We start from the raw sequence: 19,136 nt of genomic DNA on the forward strand, positions 1-19,136 counted from the left end.
GACTCTCTACCAAATTCTTTTTTCCACCATAAAACAGGCGTTGGCAACAACTTCCATGCCGGCGGCTTTGGCGCTGTCTATGGCGGAGCGGGATTCGGAGCCGGGCTGCATCCAGACTTTTCCGATGCCCAGCCGCTTGCAATCCTCCACCAGCTTTTCGGTGATTTCGGGGGGAACGACCGTCATCAGAGTATCGGGCTTTTCGGGCAACTCGTCCAGGCTGCGGAATATTTTTCGGCCAAGAACCTCCCCGCCGGCGGGGTTCAGCCCGAAAACGCAATAGCCGGAGGCGATAAGGTCGCGGAATATGCGGAAGCCGAACTTGGCCTCGTTGCGCGAAACGCCGGCTATGGCTATGACTTCCTTCATGCGCCGGGGAAATTCAGCCCCGCCACCGCGCCCATTTTTTTGGCGGCAAGCTGCATGGACAACTCTATGGCGCGGTTCACGGTTTCCCGGACGGCCTGCTCCAGCGCCTGCGGCTGCGCGCCGGCGGAGTTTATCTTAACCTCGGTCACCCTCTGCGAGCCGTTCATCTTCACGTGCACAAGCCCGTCGCCGCTGGCGGCCTCCACGGTTTCGGCGTCAAGCTGTTTTTTCATCTCTTCCATCTTGGACTTGAGCTGCATCAGCTCCTTGATTTTGTCAAGCATGCAACCTCCACAGCAGGGATATGAAATGCAGCAGCGACGCGACGGCAAACGCCGCCGCGAAATTAAGCGCGGCAATTTTGAAAGTATCCTTCACCCCGACCTCGTTTGAGAGCGCGGCAAGCGAGGCGGCGCAGGGCATGTAGCCGGCCAGGAAAACCGACGCCGTAACTATCTGCCATGACGACAGTTCAAACGGGACCAGCAGCGCGATGGAAACGTCTTTTCGCAGAAAGCCCAGCAAAATCGGCGAGGCGGTGTCCGGCGGCAGGCCCAGGCACAGCGACACAGGCCCCTTAAAAACCGACGCCAGCCGGTCCGCCAGCCCGGACCACTGCGCCAGCGCGATGACGGCAATGCCGGCCATTATCATGGGCGCGGCCTCTACGATATAATTTTTAAAGCGCAGCCACAGCTTGGAGCCGTACACCCGCGGATTGGGCCACTGCCAGGCCGGGATTTCCACGAACAATTCCGGCTCCGCGCCCTTCATTATTTTGTTGAGCGCGTAGCCGGCCAGCGCGCCTGTCAGCAAAAGCGTGCCGAAAACAGCCAGCACATAGCCGAAACCGCGCGGCGCAAGCAGTGAAATTATCATCGCGCTCTGCGGCATGCACGGCGCGGCCAGCAAAGTAAGGCTGAGGGCTATGATTTTCTCGCGCCGGGTCTCCAGCACGCGGGTGGCCAGAATGCCGGGCACCTTGCAGCCAAGCCCCAGCAGCACCGGCACGGAGGCGTAGCCGTGCAGCCCGATTTTGTGCAGCACGGCGTCCAGCAGCACGGCAAGGCGGGGGATATAGCCGGTGTCCTCCAGAAATCCCAGCGCGGCGTAAAACGCCAGCACATAGGCCAGCACCGGCACGAAAGCCACATACACGCCGGAGGTCAGCACGCCGAAACCGCTCAGCGGCTCGCCCGGAGCGCCGAAAAGCAGCTTGACGGCCATGTTGTAATGCGACGGTTCCAGCAGTTGCAGCAAAGGCAGATACAAATGGTAATAAGCCGGCCCCAGAACATAATCAACGAGCCCCTCCCCGACAAGGCGCACAAAATAAAATGACGCCGCCAGCACAAGCAGCGCTATGGGTATGCCGGTGGCCGGCAGAATGGAAAGCGAGGCCATTTTCTCCAGCGCGGAGGGATGCCTGTGCGCGATATGCTGGGCGCGGCGGCTGATTTCGCCTATCAGCTTCCATTTCTCGTCAGAGGATGGGGGAACGGCGGAGGGGGGGGCAAGCTCGCCGCGCATGGCGGAGGCGGCCTGTTTTTCCAGCTCGGGCAAACCCTCGCCGCTTACCGCCACGAAAGGCACGCAGGGCGCGCCCAGCATTTTTGAAAGGGCGTCCGCGTCTATGGTGATGCCCCGCATCCTGGCAATGTCCCACTTGTTTAGCAGTATTATGACGGGCCGCTTCAGCGACAGTATCTCCAGCGCGAAAAACAGGTTCCGCTCAAGGCTGGTGGAATCCACCACGTGGATGAATACCGAATCTTCGGCGCCTTCAAGCATCCGGCAGGCCACTTCCTCGGCCTTGCAGGAGGCTTCAAGGCTGTAGGCGCCGGGAACGTCGGTTATGCGGCACTGCTCTCCCCCCAGCCTGGCCGAGCCGTGCAGATATTCCACCGTGGTTCCGGGATAGTTGGAGCTTATCGCGCCTATGCCGGTCAGCCGCGAAAACACCACGCTTTTGCCCACGTTCGGGTTTCCGGTCAGAAGAACGGGAAAGGGGCGCGGCTCCACGGAGACATGCTCGCATATCCTGCGGCCAAGCGCGACCTGGCAGCCCGCCGCCTCCACCACCGCCGCCCCGCCCGGAGCCGAGGATATTTTGCGGATTTGCCGCCCCTCGTAAATCCCCATGGCGGAAAGCCGCTTGCGCATGAACTCTCCGCCCGCTATGGCGGTAACTTTGGCGCTCGCCCCGTCCCGCAGAGAGGCTAAAGTGGCATTCCCGGTTTTACAGGGCACGGCAGAAGGCATATATCCATTATTCCAAGAAAACCGTTTCCCGTCAAGAAAAGAGCAGGCCCCGCATAAGCGGGGCCTGCCTGTCTGCGTCAATTCGGCTCAGTTCACAGCGCCGTCATTAACATCGGCGTCTGCCGCATCTCTATGGCCGCCATGCCCTCCGCCGGGATGGCCGCCGGGGTTGCCGCCGGGATGGCCTCCACCCCAACCGCCGCCAGGGTTAGGCGTAGGCTGCGGAGAGGGCTGCGGATGCCACGGCTGTGGCGCAGGCTGCGGATGGTTCGGCTGCGGCGCAGGCTGAGGATGATTCGGCTGCGGACCGGGTTGCGGATGATGCCCGCCGGACGGCGGATTCGGCTGCGGCCCCGGGTGATTCGGCTGCGGCGCAGGCTGAGGATGATTCGGCTGCGGACCGGGTTGCGGATGATGCCCGCCGGACGGCGGATTCGGCTGCGGCCCCGGGTGATTCGGCTGCGGCGCAGGCTGAGGATGATTCGGCTGCGGACCGGGTTGCGGATGATGCCCGCCGGGATGCGGCCCCGGATGCGGACCGCCGGGCTGAGGATGAACCGGTTGCGGGGGATAGTGATGATTCCACGGATTATGCCCCGGATAGGGATGATGATGGTAATTCCAATTGGGGTCCGGAACATAAGGATACCAGGGCCCAGGCCCGGCCCAGCCGTTGTTGAAATCCTCAAGCCAAGCCACCGCATACCCCGCCATGCAGGATGCCTCGCCTTCGGAGAATACCGCGGTGTTCATATAGCCCTTGGCAACGCTGCCGTTGAAGTGCAGATAGTAATTGCCCCCAGCATCGCCGATGGTTACCCCGCCCGCAAGGTTTACGCCCACACGTATGGCGTCGCCGCCGTCCGGTGTCGGAATATGCCCTGTTATTATCGCGGTGGTGGGGCCGTTCTGCCTGAATTCCAGGTCCACATCCTCGCCGCGCACCAGATACACGCTCGGTTCGTCCGGAGCGTTAAGCCGGTGAACCTCATAGGATATATCCGCGTTTTCCACGGTGGCCCGCACTGCGTAATCGCCGTAGCCGTTGCGGGTAACGGTAACATAGAAGGCATTTTCGTCGTCCCATATCGTGGTAACATTCCCGTTGCGCACCATCGGGACATCGCGCAATTCCACCCTCGGGTCGGGGGCTTCCTCTTCCGGCGGGGCCTCCCCGTCCTTCACGCCGGAAACAGCCATTCTGGCGGCGTCAGGCATGGGCACGTCCGCGGCATCGCTTATTCTAAACGGCGCAAGCTGCGGAATGCCCCTGTCCGCCAGGCCAAGCGCAAACAGCGGCGGCGCGCCAAAGACGGCAACCGCCAGAACAGAAACGACTTTCAGCATTTTGGCTCCTCCCCTTGACATATTCAGAGCACACTGCGGATGATAGCATTTCCGTCGCGCATCTGCCTTGGTTGTCGCATATGCCCCGTTTCAGGGACAGGGCCGCAAGACCTATCGCGGCGGCAGCGGGCAAAGTGATATTGTTTCCATATGCCTGTTCTTGAAATTCTTCTGATAGCGGTTGCCTTGTCCATGGACGCGGCGGCAGTGGCAGCCGCAGCCGGCGCGGCGGAAGGTTCTTTCCGCGTAAAACGCGCCCTGGAGATGGCTGCGTATTTTGGCGGCTTCCAGGCGGCCATGCCCGCGCTGGGCTGGCTTGCCGGAGCGGCCGCGGCGCAGCACATGGCGGCATTCGCCGGCATGGCGGCGGCAGCGCTTCTGGCCGCGGTGGGCGCCAAAATGATATGCGCCGCCGTAAGCGGAGAGGAAACCGGCAAGCTCCCGCTGCCCGCGCTGGCGCTGGCCACCAGCGTGGACGCGTTCGCTGTGGGGGCGGGGTTTTCGCTGCTTTCCGTGCCGCTTCTTGCGCCGTGCATGGTCATCGGCGCGGTTACATTCCTGCTGACGCTGTCCGCGTTTTACGCGGGCATACGGCTTGGGAAAATGATAGGCGGGAAAGCCGAGGCGGCGGGGGGAATTGTTCTTGTCATCATCGCCATAAGCCTAATCAAATAAAAGCCCGCCGCCGGGTATCCGGCGGCGGGCGGCGAAGCGGAATTTTTCAGGATTTCTTTGCCGGAGAAAGAACCTTCTCTATCGCGGCGGAAAACGTTTTCTCGTCGCCGTCGTCGTATCCCAGCCATTTGCCGGCCACATCGTGTGAACTGTCCAGCAGATAGAAATTCGGCACGCCGTGCGCCTTGTAGGCAACGGAAACCGGCTTGCCGCCGACCACTATAGGAAACGACAATTTGTATTTCTGGGCAAAGTCGCGCGCTTTTTCCGGCGCATTTTCCGTGGAAATGCCCAGCACCGCCAGCCCCTTCGGGCCGTAGGTTTCGCTGATATGCTGCATCACCGGAGCGGCAAACTTGCAATACGGGCAGTAGGAGGTGAAAAACATCACCAGCACCGGCTTGCCGGCATAGCTGGCAAGGTCCACATTCACGCCGTCGTAGCCGTTAAGCGAAAAATAGGTGTCCTTTTTGACATAAGCCGGTTTTTCCGGCGCGGGCGCCTGCGCGGGCGCAACTGCGGCGGATGACACCGCCACCGGCGCTTCCCCCTGCGCGCAAAAAGCGGGAACCGACAGACAGCCTAACGACAACGCGGCAATTGTGAGTTTTCTCATTGAACAATTAAACAAAAAAACCCCGTTTCCTGTCTATGCGGAAGGCGCCTTCTAATGATAAAATATAAGGGTCGCATCATACTCTGCGGATACTCAGGAGGATATATGGCCTACAAAATCAATGCCGAAGCATGCATCAACTGCGGCGCGTGCGAACCCGCCTGCCCCGTGCAGGCGATAACAGAGAGCAACGAAAAACGCGTCATAGACGCCGCCAAGTGCATAGACTGCGGAGCCTGCTCCGGCACCTGCCCGGTTCAGGCAATAGCGCAGTAGACGGATGGAGTTTCCCGCCGGCGCGGCGGTTCAGCCTCAAAAACTGGCCGCGCTGCGCGCCCTCGTCGCCCGGCTGGGCATAGACCTGCCCGCCGTGGAGGAGAAGTTCGCCGCCGGCGGGGGGCATGGCGGGCAAAAAACCAACCGCTCGCGCAACTGCGTCCAGCTGAAATACCGGGGAATTTCCGTGCGCTGCCGGAGGGAACGATCCCTCTCGCTCAACAGATTCCTGGCATTGCGCGAACTGGCGGAAAGAATTGAAATGCAAATCTCGCCCCAAACTTCCCAAAAACTTCAGGACAGGGAGAAAATCCGTAAATCCAAGCTGCGCCGCCGCGCGCGCAGGGATAACCCGTGATTACAGACGTCCTTGTGGCGGGCGCGGGCGCCAGCGGCCTGTTCTGCGCGCTGCACGCGGCAAGAGGCGGCGCCTCCGTAATCGTCCGGGAGGCGGGTCCGGCGGCGGGGCGTAAAATCCTTGCCAGCGGCAACGGACGCTGCAATCTGACAAACCTCAACGTCTCTGCGGAACATTATCACGGCGGCAGGGAACTGGCGCGGGCCGCGCTTGCAAACTTCGGCGGCAAAAACGCCAGGGACTTCTTTGAAACCCTGGGCGTCATGACCGTGGAGGAGGACGGGGGCAGGATATTCCCCCGCGCCGGCAGGTCCGGCGCGGTGCTTACGCCCCTTCTGTGCGCCGCGACGGAAGCCGGCGCCAGAATAGAGCTTAACGGAAAAATAACGGCCATACGGCGCGAAGGCGGAATCTACAAAGCCTTTGACGGCGCAGGGGGCCGCATTGAAGCGCGCAACGTAGTGCTGGCCTGCGGTTCCGCCGCGGCATCCGGGCTTGGCGGCGGAATGTCCGGGTATTCTCTGGCGGAAAGCTTCGGCCACGCCATAATCCCGCCGTCGCCCGCGCTTGTGCCGCTGCGCTCCGGCGAGAAAGGGCTGCGCCGGCTGGCGGGGATACGGGTCCATGCCGCGCTTTGCGCAAAACGCGACGGGCGGACTTTATGTTCCGCGGCAGGCGAAACCCTGTTTACGGATTACGGCCTGTCCGGGCCGGCGGCGCTGAACCTGTCCGCCGGCTGCGCTGCGGAACTGCAATCCGGCCCGCTGGGCTGCGAAATGAATCTGTTCCCGGATATGGAGCAGCGCAAATTCATGGATTTTTTCTCCGCGCGGGCGAAAATGTTCGCCTCAAGGCCGATGAAGCATTTTTTCGCCGGGATGCTGCATGAAACAGTCGCCAACCTTATAATGGACATAGCCGGAATAGACCGCAACTCGCCCGCGGGCGAACACGCGGGAAAAGCCGCCGCGCTCTGCCAGCGCTGGGAATTCACCCTTTCAGGCACAAGACCCATGTCGGAAGCCATGGCGGCGGCGGGGGGGGTGAAGTCCTCGGAAATCAACCCGGATACGATGGAATCCAGGCTGGCGCGCGGATTGTTTATAACGGGCGAGTTGCTGGAGCCTGTAGGCGAAAGCGGGGGCTGCAACCTCCACCTGGCATGGGCCACGGGAAGGCTGGCGGGCCTGGCCTGCGCGTCCGGCGCGCGCGCGCGGCAACAGAATGGTCGGCAGTAGCGGACCGTTAGGGTTTCCATTTGCGCAACGGTAATATATAATATCAACACCTACTGATATGACACTTCTGAAGGCGATGGAAAGAACAGCCGCTGTCACAAAATGCCTTTGCGCTATGGCCGCCGCATGGTGCCTGGCCGCGCCCGCCATGGCGGAACTGCCGAACGCTCCGCACAAAACATTCCGCGTCCAGGGCGGCTCGCCGTCAGGCATGGCATTATCCCCGGACGGCAATTTCACCCTCGTGGCGGACCGTTCTCCGGTGCTGCGGGTGTTTTCGGTGAAAACCGGCGGCATGGTCCGCAAATTCACCTCCAACGGCGACATTCGCATTGCTCTGTGGTCGCCGGACGGACGTACTGTCGCGGGCGCGGGTTCAGGACGAATATGGCTGTGGAATTACGCTTCCGGCAAGATTGTCAGACACCTTGGCGGACAGAAGAGCGACTTGAACGCGGCGGCATTCTCACCCGACGGCAAAATGCTGGCCTGCGCCGGCGAAGACAGGACTCTGAGAGTATATCGCCTGTCAGACGGTATGGAGGCGGCGGTAATAACCTCCGGCGCCGCGCCGCTGGTTGCCGCGATATTCTCCGCGGACGGCAAACATCTCGCAGACGCGGGCGCCGACAACCGCGTCCGCCTTTTCCGTGTTTCGGACTGGGCGCTGCAAAACACTTTTGAAACCGCGGCCCGCGTAAGCCACGCTGCCATATCGGCTGACGGCAGCTATATAGCCGCCGTCGGCGCGGACGGTAAAATTTACGCATTCAACACCGTCAGCGGCGCAACAGCCCAGCTGGGCACCCGCGACAGAACGGCAAGCGCGGCGGCGTTCTCCCCTTCAGGCCGGTATCTGGCCGGAGTGGGAACGAGCGCCGGAATCCGTCTGTGGGACATGCAGACCTTCCAGCTGGCTGCCACATTGCAGGGCGGAAAGGGCGACGCGGTGTCGGTCGCGTGGAACAGGGACGGCTCCGGCCTGGCCGCGCTTTCGGCGGACGGTTCCGTCAATCTGTGGAAACTTAGCCTTCTTGACATCCCCGGCGCCGCACCGCAAAAAAGCTTGTCTCCGCCGACGCCCCAGCAGAAAGCCGATGCAAAAAGCGGGGCATACCCGGAACGCGGATACGACGAATCACCCAAAGGCCGAGTAACCAGGCTTTTTTCGGGAATGCTGTCCGCGCGGATGCTTATGCTGATACTTGTATCCGCAGGACTGATATTCACCCTGATGGCCACAATGACGGACATGTTCCTGCACCCGGAAAAAGTATTTGAGGAAAAGTCGTCGCGTTACGAGCCCCCTTCGGAGCTTCAACGCGCACCCGGCGGTTTCGTTTTTCCGAAACACACGGAAAAAAAGCCAAAGCAGGAGGCGGAATCCGCCGCTGCGGAGAGTTCCAATGTACTGTCTCAGCTTGGCAAGGCACGCGCCTCCGCCCAGCCGCCAGCGCACAGCGCGGGGCCGGAGTTTTTCACAAATCCGCCGCTGATGGTGGAATCCCCCAAGCCCGAGCCGGCGCCCGAACCGCAGATAACGGCACTCCCCGCTCGCCAGATAATGCAGCCGCCACCTCCACCATCTCTGGAAACGCAGCAACCGCCGCCGCCCGCTGCGGCGGAAAGCGAGCCGCGCCCCCTTATCGTGCCGGAACGCGGCAAGCAGCCGGACGCCGCGCCCCCGCCGCCGGCCCCGCCGGCGAAAACAGAAACGGAAAAACCCTCCGACATGGTGTCCGGCAAATACCGTCTGCTACGCGAGGTCGGGCGCGGCGGCATGGCCATAGTCTACGAGGCGGTTGACATACAACTGGACAAAAAATTCGCGCTCAAAAAAATGAAGGAGGGCTCCTCGCTCAGCGAACGCGAACGCAAACGTTTCATAGAGGAAGCCCGCATCACCGCCAAGCTGCGCCATCCCAACATAGTGGATATTTACTCCATCAACGAGGAAGGCGCGGATATTTATCTGGTCTTTGAATTTGTGGACGGCAAAACGCTGGAGAACCTGCTGACCCGCTACCGGCACATACCGGCAAAGCAGTGTGTGGCGATATCAAACCACATACTGTCCGCGCTGGATTACGCGCATTCAAAAGGCGTGGTGCACAGGGACCTCAAGCCTTCCAACATAATGGTCGCAGACGACGGTTTTGTGCGCGTCATGGATTTCGGAATAGCCCAGCTGGCCCGCCTGGCCACCGCCACCCGCGCCGGAGCCGACATATCCGGCACGCTGGCCTACATGGCGCCGGAGCAGCACCTGGGCAAATATGACAGCCGCGCGGATATTTTCGCTTTCGGCGCCACCCTCTACGAAATGGCCACCGGAAGACTTACTTTCCCGGGGCCGGATTTCCTCTCGCAAAAGCGCGAGGCGCATTACAAAAAGCCCTCCCAGGTGACGCAGATGCCGCAGGCCCTGGAAGACCTTATAGTCGCCTGCCTGCACCCGGACAAGGCAATGCGCCCCGCCAGCGCGCAGGAAGTGCAGGCCCGCCTCCGGGACCTCAAACTCTGATGGCTGCGGCGCGCGCCGCGGCGGCGGCTGTTCTGGCTCTCTTTATACCCGGCGCGCAAGCCTCTGAGGTGGAATCTGCGCAGCGCCAGCCTCCCCCTTACTCCCGCACCTTTGAAACCGGCGGCTGGACCAATTCCGTGGCCTGGTCGCCGGACGGGCATATGTTTTGCGCGGCATCATCCGACGGGTTCGCCCGGGTATGGGACAAGGACGGCAATCTGCTCAAAACCGGCGCGCTGGGCGAGGCTTCGTGCGCGGTTTTCTCCCCGGACGGGAAATATCTGGCCGCCGGCGGCGCGGGCGGTGTTTTTCTGTACCGCCTGCCCTCAATGGAAGCGGCGGGGGAGCTCTCCCCGCGGAAAACCATCATCAAGTCGCTGGCCTGGTCGCCGGACGGGAAATACCTGGCCGCGGCCTCGCTTGACGGCTCCGTAACCCTGGCCGGATTTCCCGCGTTGAAAAAGCTCTGCGCCGCCGACGCGCACGAGGGGGGGGCGGCTGCCGTTTCGTTTTCTCCGGACGGGAAACTGCTGGCCAGCGCCGGATACGACAGGACGGTGAAGCTCTGGCGCCTGCCGGATATGCAGCCGGAGCGGACGCTGCGCGGCTTCAACGGCAATGTAAACGCCGCCGTATTCTCCCCAGACGGCAAATTCCTGGCCGCTGCTGCCGACGACAGGTCTATACGGATATGGCGCGCAAAGGACTGGAAAAACATCCTCGCGGAAGAAAAAGCCCACAAAGACGCGCTTAACGCCGCCGCCTGGTCCCCGGACGGAAAACTTATCGCCACCGCGGGGGACGACGGCTTTGTCCGGCTATGGCTGGCAGAAGATATGACGCGGGTGCGCACCATAAAAAACTACAACCTAAGCGCGCTTTCGCTGGCCTTCTCGCCTGACGGGACGCAGTTGTCCGCGGGATATTTGCTTGGCACAGCCAGGATATGGAACTGGAAGCGAGAAACAGCGGTTATAACTGCGCGCAAGGCCTTCATTAACACCGGCAAGGACAAGCTGTCGCTGCGCCTTGGCGAGAGAATCACCCTGCAATGGGACGAAAACCCCACCGGCAGAATCGTCTACGCCGAAACAGACTCCGCGCGCGGACGGGTCAAACGGAAGCTGCTCGGGTTTTCGGACAGGTTCGCCCCGGTGATACGAATAATCTCCAAAACCCGCGAGGGCCGGCGGCTGCGCATAAAAGGCGTGGTCTACGACGACTGCGCCGTTTCCGACGTAACCATAGCCGGACGCGACGCCGAGTGGGCATCCGGCAAAGCCGCCTACGCCGATTATTCCGACGCTTTTCCCTTCACAGCCGAGATTGCGCTTCCCCGTTCCGGCCCCGCGCCACTGATAAGCGCGCAGGATTATGCCGGACACCGCTCCAGCCTGGCCTTAACCGATGCTCCGGCGGAACACTGGGCGCCCCAGGTGGCAGAGATAAAAGCCGCCCGCCCCGCCCCGCTGATGAGCGCGGTGGATTCCGAGGCCAAAGTCGTGCGCATGGTCCCCGCCGGCGAGCCGCTTCTGGCGGTGGGCTACCGCAAGAACTGGTACCGTCTTGACGACGGCCTCTGGATATCCGCAGACGCCGTCACCGGCAGATAATCCCAGCGGTTCCGCTATGCCAAGCAGCAGCGCGCCTACCGGATGCTGAAAGAAGCCTTCCGCCCGTATCCCGTAGATTTGCCGCCCGCAAAAAAAGTTTGTTATTCCAAAGAATAATCTGCAATCGCCGGCGGGACGCCGGGACAGAATTGGCGCGCCCGGATTTTGCCGTCGGCAAAATCCGGGCGCGGCTCAAAACAGACTTTCAGGAATGCACGGGCTCGCGGGGGGCGAGCTTCTGGATGGTTTTGTCCAAATCAAGGAAACCGTCGCAGGTCTGGCGCAGCTCCCAGGACTGGCCGATTTTGAAGCCCGCCAGATACACCTTCTTGCCGGTAGCCTGAACCGCTTCCACCATCTGGACGAAATCGGCGTCGCCGGTGAGAATTATGGCGGTGTCGTAGGCGTTCTGATAGCACAGCGCCAGCATGTCGGAGACAAGAAACACGTCCACGCCTTTTTGCACATAAGCGCCTTTGCCGCGCGGGTCCCGGCGCAAATTGGTCAGCTTCACCTTTATGCCGCGGAAACGCAGCGCCTCGTAGAATTTGAGACGCTCGCGCTCGCATTCGTAGCGGCTTTTGGCCAGAACATCCTCGGCGGAGAGGATATGCCAGAACTCGTGTTCGTTGGGCGGCCATTCGCCTACTCCAGCCAGCCGCTCGCGCGAAAGCTCCATCAGCCGGCCCCAGGCCATGCCTTGCCGGGCATGGTCCATGTCGGACCAGGCGCGTGAATGGGCTTTGAGTTTCTGCTCCGCCGCGCCGCAGGCTTTTAGCGTCTCCTCCCGAAGTTCATCGTCTGAAAATATTGGCGGCTTGGCATTGTAATAATAGGCGCGGATAAGCTCAATGCCGGTCTCGGCGGCAAGGGCCTTTATCATGTCGGAGAGGTCCACGCGGGGGGTTTTGCCATACGCGGTCTGATAGGACTGGTAAAAATACTCGCCGTCAATAAACATCATGCCTTTCATAATCATTCTCCTTTGGTATTCGGGTATGTCCAGTTTACAAGAAGGCTAATAACGCCGTCAACATCTTTCCGCGCGGACAAGGTCTTCGTAGGTTTCCCGGCGGCGGATTATGCGCCATTTGCCGGTTTTGGAAACCATAACCTCCGCCGCGCGCGGGCGGGAATTATACTGCGACGACATTGACATCCCGTAGGCCCCGCAGGACAGAACCGCCAGAATATCGCCCTGCCGGGGGGGGGATATTTTCATATTGACGCCCAGAAAATCGCCGCTTTCGCACACGGGCCCGACTATGTTGAAAACCGCCGCCCTGCCTCCGGCGGAAAGACTTACAACCGGATGCGCCGCGCCGTAAAGCGCGGGACGGAGCAAATCGTTCATGGCGGCGTCAACGACGGCGAACTTCTTGCCGCCGCTTTGCTTGCGGTAGATAACTTTAGCCAGCAGCAGGCCCGCCGGCGCGGCTATGGAGCGCCCCGGCTCCACCATAACCGTCGCGCCGCAGCCGCGCAGCACTTTCAGCGCGCGGGCAAGCATTTTTTCCGGCGGGTCGGGGGGGAGGCCTTCCTCGCAATGCCAGCCGCCGCCTATGTCTATATGCGAAAGCCGCGCGCCCAGGTGGTTTTGCAGCTCCCCGCGCAGCCACAGCAGGAAGCGCGCGTTCTTTTCAAACACCGAGACATCCTTTATCTGCGAGCCCAGATGGCTGTGAACCGCCACCGGCTCCAGAAAACGGCTTTTGGCGGCCATGCGGTAAATCCCGACCGCCTCGCCGACGGAAACGCCGAATTTGGAGCCCTTTTTGCCGGTGGAGATATATTTGTGCGTGCGCGGGTCTATATCCGGGTTGATGCGCACCGATATGCTGCACCGCCTGCGCAGGCGCGAGGCCGTTTTCTCCAGCGCGGCGGCTTCCTCCGCCGATTCCAGATTTATAAACAGTATGCCCGCCTTAATAGCGGCTTCATGCTCGGCATCCGTCTTGCCGACGCCGGTGAATATGATTTTGCGCGGCTCAAAACCGGCTTCCAGCGCGCGGGCCAGCTCCCCGCCGGAAACCACGTCCGCGCCGGCCCCCAAAGCCGCCAGTTTGCGGCATACCGACAGGTTGGAATTGGCCTTCAACGCGTAGCAAATCAGATGCCCGCAGCCGGCAAGCGGTTTTTCGTAGGAGAAAAACCTGTCTTCCAGTTCTTTCTCCGAATACACAAAAACTGGCGTGCCGGCCCGGGCCGCTATATCGCGCAGCAGCCCGGCGGCAACAGGAAGATGATATTGCTTCATACGTTAAAACGAAACAGGCACACGTCGCCGTCCTTGATATTGTAATCCCTGCCTTCCGAGCGTATGAGGCCTTTTTCGCGCAGCGTCTTCTCGCTGCCGTGACGGTCTATATCCTCAAAAGAATAGACTTCGGCGCGGATGAACCCGCGCTCTATGTCGGAATGGATTTTGCCGGCGGCGCGCGGCGCGGGAAACCCTTCCGGGATAAGCCAGGAGCGCACCTCAATCTCTTCCCCGGCGGTGAAAAATGAAATCAGGCCCATCAGCTTCTGAGAAGCGCGGGCGACTTTTTCAAGGCCGGTGTAATGCTCGCCGCTTTCGGCCAGGAAGGCGCGGCGCTCGTCCTCGCCCAGTTCGGCCAGTTCGGCCTCCACCTTCACGCAAAGCTCCACAAAACCCGCGCCGCGCGCGGCGGCAAGCCCGGACAAAATCTTGGAAGCCCCGGCATTGGGTTTTTCCGAATTGTTGCCCACAAAAAGCGTCGGTTTCAGGGTGAGAAGCTGAAGCTGCGCCGTCTCCTCCGGCGCAAGGCCAAGCGAGGAGGCCGGTTTTCCCGCCGCAAGAACGGCCTGCACGCGCTTTAGCGTTTCCAGCGCGGTTCTTGCCGTTTTGTCGCCGGCGCGGCACTGGCCTTCCAGCCGGGGAATCATCTTTTCCACCGTCTCCAGGTCGGCCAGCATAAGCTCGGTCTCTATTATTTCCACGTCGCGCGCGGGGTCCACCCCGCCCATGACGTGGATGACGTTGTCGTCCTGGAAAAGGCGCACCACATGAATCACCGCGTCCACTTCGCGTATATTGGCCAGGAATTTGTTGCCCAGCCCCTCGCCCTTGCTTGCGCCTTTGACAAGGCCGGCGATGTCAACAAAACGCAGCGGCGCGGCGGTTTTTTTCGGCGGCTTGAATATTTCAAATAGCCGGTCCAGCCGGCGGTCCGGCAGCGGCACCACGCCCACGTTGGGGTCTATGGTGGTGAACGGATAGTTGGAAGACGCCGCCCCCGCGTTTGTCAGCGCGTTGAACAGCGACGATTTGCCCACATTGGGCAGCCCTATTATTCCGGTTTCCATGATTTGTCAAATGTCCTGCCAAGCGCCGCCTCAAAATCGGCCAGCCAGCGTGAAATATATTCCCCGTCAAAGCCAGGATTTTTGAGAGCGACGATGCGTGCATCCTCCAGGTCTTTCGGCCTGCCCGCGATAATTTTGTGGACTATCACATCCTCAAGCGAGGCAAATTTCACCTTCGTCCCGCATAACTCCACGGAACGGGCGCGGGCTATCGCCTGGCGCTCGTAAGGCGTCCAGGAAAATATGAAATCCACCCGTATTCCGGTGGCAGTGTCCTGCGCGGGAAATATCATCGTGGATTTGGCGAATTCCGCCGCGTCCCCGGCCAGGGATTTCAGGCCTATGCGCGCCGCGCATTCCGCCACCGGCCCGGCGCCGTCCGCGTCCAGCCCCAGGGTTATGTCTATATCCTTTGTAAGCCGCGGCTCCCCGTACAAAAGAACGGCCTGTCCGCCTATCACCATATAGGGGATGCCGCGCGCGTCCAGTTCAGCGGCTATTTTGGCGAGCAGTTCCTGAAACATGGTTTATGGCTAATGCGAGATTGATTTTATCCTCTATTCCGTCAAGAGGCTGTCTGAGCGGCAAAACACCAAGCAAAACAGCTTCTTCGCGCATAGCCTCGTAAATTCTGATGTTCCGCCCGTAATCCGGCGGAGACAGGCGCATGATGTCGTCGTCCAGTTTCCGCAGCAGATGGGGGTTTCGTATCACACCGTCATTCTATCATTTATCCAGATACGGCGCGAATACGCGGGCGAGGTCCCTGACGCTCAGCGACACGTCCGCCATCACCATCGCAAACACATCCAGATTGACCAGGGAGTTGATTACGGAATCTTTTTCGGCGGCGCCGCGGATACGCTCGGCGAAATCGCGGTTGACGGAGCGTATATCGTCGTACATGCTGACCAGTTTCTGCAGTTCCCAGTCCGGGCACAGCCCCTCTTTCATCCTGAAATACTGCGCGCCCATGTACATGGTGAAAACGCGGTAAACCGTCTCCTCCACGGTTGAAAACGGCAGATGATACATCGCCATGGGCTTTAGCTTGTCCATCACCGGGCAGCCGCTGGAGGACATGTATATGCCCAGCAGCGAGTAAAGCCCTTCGTTGAGCGAGGCCGCCTTTGTTACCGTGCGCGCGGAACTGGCCACGGAGACATACGCGCTGGCGCAGGACATTATCTCGCCGAAATCCGCCACCAGCCGGGAGATATTGGCCGCTATCGGGCAATGACTTGTGTAGCGCGAATCCAGCGGGCAGTTCCGGCATTTGCGGTATTCCAGCAGCGTCCACGGCGGCGGGTCCGGCGCATCATCCTCCTGAACCACCAGCAGGGTGGCGGGGTCTATGGAAACGTGGAATTCCTTGGTGCGCCCGTCATCCAGCTTAAAGGTATATTTCCAATTCTGCATCAATGCCCCCCGAACTTGTCCACCGAGGCGGATATTTCCACCCGCTCCGAATCCGCCAGCACCGGCCTGCCGGCTGTATCCTCTCCGGAGGCGTCCTTTTCCGCCCGCGCCCACGAGCCGAGCGTGAATTTGAAAGTCCCGCCCGCGCCGCGCGGCAGCTTCACCGAACCGCGGTACAGCCGCCGGTTGGCCGAATCGCGCGACAGTTCCACGGCGTCGGCCTTCCAGGAGCCGAACTGCGGCAGGCTGCCGGAGACAAAAACCCGCGTCCCCGCCGGCAGCCCCGGCGGCGCGATTAAGCGGAAAGACACGGCGCTTTCCGCCGGAACCGTTTTTTTCAGCAGCACCTGCGCCGAAAACGGCTGCCCCTCATACTGCGCGGACAAAATCACCGGCCCCGGCTCCGCGCCGTGCGCCAGGCGGAAAACCCCTCCGTCCCGCACGAAATAAGGCGGGGACGATCTGGCCGTCGGCGGGATATAATCCGCCTCAAGCCCGCCGGCAAAGGAAAGCCGCGCGCTCAGCAGCACGGTCTCCGGCATCAGGTTTTTAACGCCCGCCTCCGCGGAGCTGGCCGCAGGTTTAAGCGAGACCAGCCGCATATCCTCCCCGCCGAAAAACCAGCGCAGCGGACGGGAAAGGCGGCGCGCAAGCCCGCGCTCGCCGTAAACGCCGGAGCGGTCCGCATAAGCAAGCAGGTTTTTTCCGTAGACCAGCTTGTCCAGCAGCGCGACTTCAACGGCGGCCATTTCCACCGGGCCGGACATGATGCCCCTGCCGTATTCGCCCTCCAGCAAGCTGGCGTCAATCCATATTTTCACCTCCGGCGGGAAAGAGCCGCTCAGGACGGCGGATAGGCCGGCGGCATCCAGCTTGGGGGAAAGCGCGGCGCAGTTCAAAAACCCGCCGCGCGACGCCATATACAGCGCCGCCGCCCCCGAGGAAAACGCGCCGGCCACGGCCCGGCTGCCAGCCCCCGGCAGGGCGCGGTAATTGGTTTCTATATAAGGAATTAAATCACGCGACAGGAATTCCGCATAAGCCTTCGCTCCGCCGGAGCTTGCGCCGACCGCGAAATCCCCGGAGGAAGCCGGGTCTATTCCCACGGCCAGCGCCTTGCCGGCGCCGCCTCTGGCGCGCAGCTCCGCCATAACACCGGAGACGGGGACATAAGGCTCTTTTCCCGGCCAGGAAAATATCCTAATTCCGGGGAAATACACCGTTGGATAGCTTTCCCGCGACCCGTCGTATCCCTCCGGCAGCAGCACTCGCACGGTGCGCGTTCCGCCCAGTGCCGGAGAATAAAAGCGGGTGATGGTGTTCATGTCGCCGCGCTCGTATATATGCAGCCCGGAAAATGCGTCCGGTTTGGGGCGCGGCGCCAGCACGTTTTCGGATTGAGGCTGCGCCGCCAGCAGAGGTTGCACGGCAAGCGCAGACAGGAGCCATATGAATATAAAAAACAGCCGCATTTGTCAATGCTACAAAATTTGACGATATTCTGTCCGAATAAGCCCTGAAAACGGCTCTTCTCCGGCAAGTTGTGAACAGGTTTTAGCAGTAACCCCTTTAGATGAGGCAAATTACGGCGCAAGCCGGTCCTTTCTCTTTTCTCCGACGGAGTTTCGTCAGAGGCAGAGACGGACGGGGGCTGCTTGCGCCACAGGCGCGGACGCGGTTATCCACAGTTTTGGTCTGGTTATCCACAGCCCTTCAGGCCTGCGCCGGTTTTTCGCCGGAAACCGCCCTTTCAACACTATAATCCACAGGTTATCAACAGGTGTGAACATCACAGGAGATTTGCGGGTTACAACCCTTTTTTTATGGCTTCCACGGCGCGCAGGCAGGAGAGGCGCGCCGCCTCGTCAGTCTCAGTTTCCGCGACCTTTTGCAGAACAGGCAGGACTTTGCGCAGCCGGTCAAATGAGGATTGCGGATCGGCGTAAAACATAGCCGCCTGCGGCATAAGCAAATGGTCCGCCATCATGCCCAAAGCCTCGCAGCCGCCCGTTCTGGCGGAGGGGGATTTGGACGCCAGCGCGCGCTGCAGCCTGTCAACCGCGGGGCCGCCCATCCAGGCAAGCGCGGCGGCGCACTGGCGGACAGCGGACGATTCCCCGCCCAGACATTCGAACAGCGGCTCCAGCGCGGGAACGCCAATTCCTCCCAGCGCCTGCGCCGCGGCATAGGCCGTTTTCCCGTCCGGGGATTCAAGCATTTTCATCAAATCCGGAACCGCTTCGGCGGCTTTTTCGCCCATTTCGCCAAGCACAAGCGCGCACACCGCGCGCAATTGCGGGTCCGGGTCGGAAAGCGCGGGACGCAGCAGCGCGGCGGTTTTTTTGCCTTCGGGGTCAAGCTGCTCCAGCGCGGCGCGGGCGGTCTGCTCGTCGTAGCGGAACAGCCCGGCGATATCGCGCGCGGAGGTCTTTTCCGGCTTTTCCGGGAACATGAAAGCCAGCGCCGCCGCCGTCCAGCCGCGCAGCCTCGGGTCGGCGTCCTTGAGCAGCGGGGAAATTTTGTCCTGCGCGCCGCGCGCGGCGGGGCCCATCCGGGTAAGCAGCCAGGCCGCTATAAGCCTGTTGGCAGTATTATCGCCGGAAGCGAAAATTTTCCCCAGCGGCGCCGCATATTCGGGATACTGCGCGACGAAAGGCGACAGCGCGGCAGCGGCGGCAGCGGCCTCCTCGGCGGCGGATGCGGAGCGGAACATCTCCCAAAGTTCCGCGCGGCGGGGCTGGGCGGCTCCCAGCCTGTCCAGGGCCTGCGCGGCAAGTATGCGCGACTGCGCGTCCGGCTGAATCTTTCTGTCCAGCCCGCGCGCAAGGCAGGAAGACAGTTCGTCTTTCCCCGCGCCGGAAAGCGCGGCGGCGCGCTCAAGCCCGCTCTGCCGGACGGCTTCGGAGCTTGAAACCATATCCGCATACAATCCGCCGCAAAGCGCGGTTGAAACGGAAACAACCTGCGCCGCAGCGGTGGAACCCGCCGTTGCGGGATCCCCGCCGGCGGCGCGGCAAATCCCGGACGGCAGCGCCGCAAGCAGCGCCGCCGCGCATATCCCGCAAAAACGCCGCCCCGCATGACCGGACAAATGTCTCATAAAATCCTCCGT

19 protein-coding genes are annotated in these 19,136 nt (G+C 61.4%); 6 read left to right on the forward strand and 13 right to left on the reverse strand.

Annotation, left to right across the window (positions count from 1 at the left end; all coding sequences use genetic code 11):
- Nucleotides 1–6 precede the first annotated feature (6 nt).
- The 4 genes from WC421_07330 to WC421_07345 form a co-directional block, all read right to left on the reverse strand.
- Nucleotides 7–369: a CoA-binding protein gene (locus WC421_07330; protein ID MFA5162043.1), complete on the reverse strand. Its 363-nt coding sequence runs from the start codon at nucleotides 367–369 to the stop codon at nucleotides 7–9.
- Nucleotides 366–653 carry a YbaB/EbfC family nucleoid-associated protein gene (locus WC421_07335; protein MFA5162044.1) on the reverse strand — a complete coding sequence of 96 codons (288 nt, stop codon included), beginning with the start codon at nucleotides 651–653 and terminating at the stop codon, nucleotides 366–368. The genes WC421_07330 and WC421_07335 overlap by 4 nt, the downstream gene beginning before the upstream one ends.
- Nucleotides 646–2,631: a fused ferrous iron transport protein A/B gene (locus WC421_07340; GenBank protein MFA5162045.1), complete on the reverse strand. Its 1,986-nt coding sequence runs from the start codon at nucleotides 2,629–2,631 to the stop codon at nucleotides 646–648. The genes WC421_07335 and WC421_07340 overlap by 8 nt, the downstream gene beginning before the upstream one ends.
- A gap of 87 nt (nucleotides 2,632–2,718) precedes the next feature.
- Nucleotides 2,719–3,978, reverse strand: coding sequence for a hypothetical protein (locus WC421_07345; GenBank protein ID MFA5162046.1), 1,260 nt, complete (start codon nucleotides 3,976–3,978; stop codon nucleotides 2,719–2,721).
- A gap of 150 nt (nucleotides 3,979–4,128) precedes the next feature.
- Here WC421_07345 and WC421_07350 point away from each other — a divergent pair, with 150 nt between their 5' ends.
- The gene (locus WC421_07350) at nucleotides 4,129–4,653 is read left to right on the forward strand and encodes a manganese efflux pump (protein MFA5162047.1); all 525 of its coding nucleotides are present in this window, start codon (nucleotides 4,129–4,131) and stop codon (nucleotides 4,651–4,653) included.
- 46 nt (nucleotides 4,654–4,699) lie between these two features.
- Here WC421_07350 and WC421_07355 read toward each other — a convergent pair whose 3' ends face one another.
- Nucleotides 4,700–5,269, reverse strand: a complete 570-nt coding sequence (locus WC421_07355) for a TlpA disulfide reductase family protein (protein MFA5162048.1) — start codon at nucleotides 5,267–5,269, stop codon at nucleotides 4,700–4,702.
- 105 nt (nucleotides 5,270–5,374) lie between these two features.
- Between WC421_07355 and WC421_07360 the strand changes: the two genes are divergently transcribed.
- Genes WC421_07360 through WC421_07380 form a run of 5 tightly spaced genes read left to right on the forward strand, consistent with a single transcriptional unit; the run spans nucleotide 5,375 to nucleotide 11,278 of the window.
- Entirely contained in the window at nucleotides 5,375–5,545 is a 171-nt protein-coding gene (locus WC421_07360; protein MFA5162049.1) for a 4Fe-4S binding protein, read from the forward strand.
- Nucleotides 5,546–5,549: 4 nt separating this feature from the next.
- Entirely contained in the window at nucleotides 5,550–5,903 is a 354-nt protein-coding gene (locus WC421_07365) for a peptide chain release factor-like protein (protein ID MFA5162050.1), read from the forward strand.
- Nucleotides 5,900–7,141, forward strand: coding sequence for an aminoacetone oxidase family FAD-binding enzyme (locus tag WC421_07370; protein ID MFA5162051.1), 1,242 nt, complete (start codon nucleotides 5,900–5,902; stop codon nucleotides 7,139–7,141). The genes WC421_07365 and WC421_07370 overlap by 4 nt, the downstream gene beginning before the upstream one ends.
- 58 nt (nucleotides 7,142–7,199) lie before the next feature.
- Nucleotides 7,200–9,665, forward strand: coding sequence for a protein kinase (locus WC421_07375; protein ID MFA5162052.1), 2,466 nt, complete (start codon nucleotides 7,200–7,202; stop codon nucleotides 9,663–9,665).
- Nucleotides 9,665–11,278, forward strand: coding sequence for a WD40 repeat domain-containing protein (locus WC421_07380; GenBank protein ID MFA5162053.1), 1,614 nt, complete (start codon nucleotides 9,665–9,667; stop codon nucleotides 11,276–11,278). The genes WC421_07375 and WC421_07380 overlap by 1 nt, the downstream gene beginning before the upstream one ends.
- Before the next feature lie 205 nt (nucleotides 11,279–11,483).
- On the opposite strand, the gene WC421_07385 is transcribed toward WC421_07380, so the two are convergent.
- The 8 genes from WC421_07385 to WC421_07420 form a co-directional block, all read right to left on the reverse strand.
- Nucleotides 11,484–12,251: an NYN domain-containing protein gene (locus WC421_07385; GenBank protein ID MFA5162054.1), complete on the reverse strand. Its 768-nt coding sequence runs from the start codon at nucleotides 12,249–12,251 to the stop codon at nucleotides 11,484–11,486.
- Nucleotides 12,252–12,308: 57 nt separating this feature from the next.
- Nucleotides 12,309–13,535, reverse strand: coding sequence for a diaminopimelate decarboxylase (gene lysA / locus WC421_07390; protein ID MFA5162055.1), 1,227 nt, complete (start codon nucleotides 13,533–13,535; stop codon nucleotides 12,309–12,311).
- Nucleotides 13,532–14,605, reverse strand: coding sequence for a redox-regulated ATPase YchF (gene ychF, locus WC421_07395; protein ID MFA5162056.1), 1,074 nt, complete (start codon nucleotides 14,603–14,605; stop codon nucleotides 13,532–13,534). The genes lysA and ychF overlap by 4 nt, the downstream gene beginning before the upstream one ends.
- Complete coding sequence (locus WC421_07400; GenBank protein MFA5162057.1) at nucleotides 14,590–15,129, reverse strand: hypothetical protein; 540 nt, start codon at nucleotides 15,127–15,129, stop codon at nucleotides 14,590–14,592. Before WC421_07400 ends, ychF begins: the two co-directional genes overlap by 16 nt.
- Nucleotides 15,095–15,319 (reverse strand): hypothetical protein, encoded by a 225-nt coding sequence (locus tag WC421_07405; protein MFA5162058.1) that lies wholly within the window; start codon nucleotides 15,317–15,319, stop codon nucleotides 15,095–15,097. Before WC421_07405 ends, WC421_07400 begins: the two co-directional genes overlap by 35 nt.
- A 12-nt stretch (nucleotides 15,320–15,331) precedes the next feature.
- Entirely contained in the window at nucleotides 15,332–16,024 is a 693-nt protein-coding gene (locus WC421_07410; GenBank protein ID MFA5162059.1) for a hypothetical protein, read from the reverse strand.
- Nucleotides 16,024–17,496: an alpha/beta hydrolase-fold protein gene (locus WC421_07415; protein MFA5162060.1), complete on the reverse strand. Its 1,473-nt coding sequence runs from the start codon at nucleotides 17,494–17,496 to the stop codon at nucleotides 16,024–16,026. The genes WC421_07410 and WC421_07415 overlap by 1 nt, the downstream gene beginning before the upstream one ends.
- A 335-nt stretch (nucleotides 17,497–17,831) precedes the next feature.
- Nucleotides 17,832–19,124, reverse strand: a complete 1,293-nt coding sequence (locus tag WC421_07420; GenBank protein ID MFA5162061.1) for a HEAT repeat domain-containing protein — start codon at nucleotides 19,122–19,124, stop codon at nucleotides 17,832–17,834.
- Between the last annotated feature and the right edge of the window lie 12 nt (nucleotides 19,125–19,136).

Source organism: Elusimicrobiales bacterium (genome assembly GCA_041651175.1).
Classification (GTDB): domain Bacteria; phylum Elusimicrobiota; class Elusimicrobia; order Elusimicrobiales; family Elusimicrobiaceae; genus JAQTYB01.